Annotated in this window: 2 protein-coding genes; both read right to left on the minus strand. The window is 59.0% G+C overall.

Translation table 11 applies throughout. The features are described 5' to 3' along the window. Nucleotides 1-7 precede the first annotated feature (7 nt). Nucleotides 8-2,266 carry a heparinase II/III domain-containing protein gene (locus tag INT22_RS04940; RefSeq protein WP_193067799.1) on the minus strand — a complete coding sequence of 753 codons (2,259 nt, stop codon included), beginning with the start codon at nt 2,264-2,266 and terminating at the stop codon, nt 8-10. Nucleotides 2,267-2,655: 389 nt separating this feature from the next. Then, nucleotides 2,656-3,146 (minus strand): IS30 family transposase (locus INT22_RS04945; RefSeq protein ID WP_193067800.1); only part of this gene is annotated, 491 nt, incomplete at its 5' end.

The raw sequence follows: 3,146 nt of genomic DNA on the forward strand, positions 1-3,146 counted from the left end.
CGGGTTTTCATGCATTTTCCCTGGTGACAACGCTGACCGCCAGGCCACGCTGTTCTGCCCAGGTAGTGCAAAGGGCTTGCAGTGAATCCGGCAGATCAGCGCTGATCCAGACTTCACCCATTTTGGTCATGCGTTTAAGCAGCGGCAGCAGCATGGTCAGCAGTACCGTGGTCAGGCGTTTTTCCGTGAACCCGGTGGGCGTGATCACCAGACGGCCGATGCCTTCCAGGCCTTTCAACGCGGCCCTGTCGGCGCTGACCGGCGGTGCCGACGCCAAGGGGCGGCAGCTCAGCCAGGTAGTCAGGTAGTGCTCCCTCAGCTGCGCCTGGGCATATTCGCAGGCTGCCGAATCATTGACCAACAGGCTGACATGGCCAAGCTCCTGCTCCCGATGCGACTTGGCAAGCGCCAGGTAGGCCGATGCGCTTCCGATCATGACCGACTGAGTGACGGGGCCGGCTTCCCGGCCGGCTTCCCGGCCGGCCTCCAGCAGCGTCGTCAAAGAATGCTCGGGGATATCGGACTGCTCGGGTGCTGGTGCCACCCTGTCTTCCGCCATCGCGAAGCGGAAACGTGTGGTGACGTTAAGCCCACGGCGCTCCTTGAACATCACCCGCAGCACCTGGCTGGGCTCCACCTGGTTGGCCTTGTAGGAGATACAGCTGAAGACCCTATCCTCCTTGCGCCCCTTGGCCACCGAGAGGTTATCCGGTATCTCGCCCTCGAACTCGATAGTGAGCCGGTTACCGGTGGGGCTGGTAACCACTACCTGGTTGCCCTCGATGGTCAGCGTCTTGTCCTTAGGGAAGTGCCATTGCAGGGTGACGTTGCGCTGCTGGTCATCATCGGACGAGACCGTATCCTCTACCTTCAGCACCTTGGCCGCGGCATCGAAGGCTACCTTACGCTCGTGAACCACCGGAGGTAGCACGTCCAGCCTCATGGTGAGCTGTGGGGCGGGCGCGGCTTCCGAGTGATCGGTCACCTGCCAGGCGCTTAGCCGGTGTTCGAACTCCTTGGCATAGCTGGCATGGGAGATGATCGGCACGTTGTGGCCGGGACGGCCCCGCATGTACTTCCGCACCGGGTCCTGGTTGATGTAGTTGTAAAGACCCGAATCAATCAGCCAGTCCTCACCGCCGGCATAAAGGCTGATATGCCCCTCATCCTGCTGGTGGTGGTAGCGGCTGGAGCAGCCCACCTTGGCGATCAGATGAAAGGCCTTCTCGTAGTGCTCCTTGGCGGGCCACTGGTCGCGGAAAATCGCGTAGCCGGACTTGGGATAAACGCGGTTGAGCACCGGGGGCCTAATACCCTGCTTGCCCTGGGTCAGGGCATAGAGGAAGTGCTGGTACTCCAGGCGGTGGCCGAACATGTCCCGGTAGGCATCCGAGGTGGGCAGCTGCTCGGTATCGCCAATGGGCGGCAGCTTGCCGTCCGGGCGCAGGATATGGGTGATGAAGGCAAGCGCCTTGGCCGAAAACTGGTTGAACTGCTCGGCCAGATCCCCCAGCACCTCCTCCGGGTAGTCCTTGATGATGCCCAGGAATACCTTGAAAACGAAGATATGGTAGGCAGGGCTGTTCTCGACGTGGACACCCTCATCGGTAAAGGCAAACGACAGCTCGCTGCTGATGCGCTGAATGGCGGTCTGCTGCCACTCCCTGGCCTGCTCACCCTCAAACACAGTGCCAAGCAGCAGCAGCACCCGAGCCTGTTCAAGCCCATGGTTAGTGTGCTCGGAGTAGAAGCTGTCCTTGGCCAGCCACTGGCCATGCACCACCAACGCCTGCTCCAAATAGGTCAGGAACCCAGCATGCTTGCTCACCCAATCGGGGGCGTGCTCACGGCAGTAGTAGGCAAGCAGCACCAGCTGCTCCGCACGCAGCGCAGTGGCGTGATCGTGCCAGATAAACTCAAACGGATAGCTGGTATCGGTTTCCAGGTAGGCATCCAGCCACGACTGAATCCCCTCGCGGGCCGAGTCCAGAACCGCCTCATCGCCAGAGGCGCGATGGTAGGCCATCAGGTAGGAAAGAAACGACAGCCAGTTCAGCCGCCACTGCCAGCTGCGGTTGTTGAGTGGGTCCTGCTCCCAGTCACCCCACTCAGAAAACGGGACGGCCTTGAAGGGAGACAGCTCAAGCTGCTGCTTAGTGACTATCTTCTCACCCAGCGCTTTGTTGCCCGAATGATTCGAGAGCTGCTGCAGTTTCTTCTGGACGCAGCGCTCTAGCTCTGCAGCCCCCATTTTCTTTAAGTTCATAACCACTCAAGCTGTCCAGTAACGATAAAAAGTAGCAGGCATCAGGCCAGATCGGAAATCGACGCCACACTCTTGATTTTCTTTTGTTTCACCCACGCTTCCCAGCGCTCAACCTCAGTCCAGCCACTTAGAAACACAAAGCCCAGCCCGGCGGCGCTCGCGGCTTGATGGTCATACTTGCTGTCCCCCAGGAAAACAGCGCCGGCTGCTGGATGTTGCCAGAGGCCAGCTCACGGGCCAGGGAGGCCAGCTCACGGGCCAGGATCTCGTCCTTGGCGTCGTGGCTGCGTCACCAATCAGTGATTGCAGTGAAGAAAAACTGGCAGACCAAACGTTCAGAGCTATTTACCAAGCGAGTGGTCAATCACGCGAGGCTTGGCATCCTGAATTCAACTAATAAGTGCAGCACCTGCGGTTTCTAGTGCTCCTGAATATTCTCCTAAAAACACCTGGGCTGGGGTTCGATATCCCAGCCGCTTTCTGGGTCTATCGTTCAGCTTGTGAACAACGCGTCGCAGCTCTGCATTAGTCACCTTCCGGAAGTCTGTACCTTTCGGAAAATACTGCCTGATCAGGCCGTTGGTGTTCTCGTTTGTCCCACGCTGGCCTGAACAGTAAGGATCACAGAAATACACGGAGGCGCTAACCGCTTTTGCGACCGTCTCGTGGTCTGCAAACTCCGAGCCATTGTCTAGCGTGATCGTCTTCACCGCGCCCCGACGAGGCTTAAGTAAACGGACCATGGCTCTCTGCGTTAGTTCTGCCGTTACCTTTGGCAGACGTGCCGCCAACAAGTAGCCACTTCGTCGCTCTACCAACGTCACTATCCCCGCTTGCTTGTGCCCATAAAGCACCGTGTCGCCTTCCCAGTGACCGATGG

The sequence above is a fragment of the Halomonas sp. 3D7M genome (assembly GCF_014897885.1).
Taxonomy (GTDB): domain Bacteria; phylum Pseudomonadota; class Gammaproteobacteria; order Pseudomonadales; family Halomonadaceae; genus Vreelandella.

Bases quoted from the DNA above. Each gene is read 5' to 3' on its own strand.
- INT22_RS04940 (WP_193067799.1), bottom strand. From the start codon at position 2,266: ATGAACTTAAAGAAAATGGGGGCTGCAGAGCTAGAGCGCTGCGTCCAG.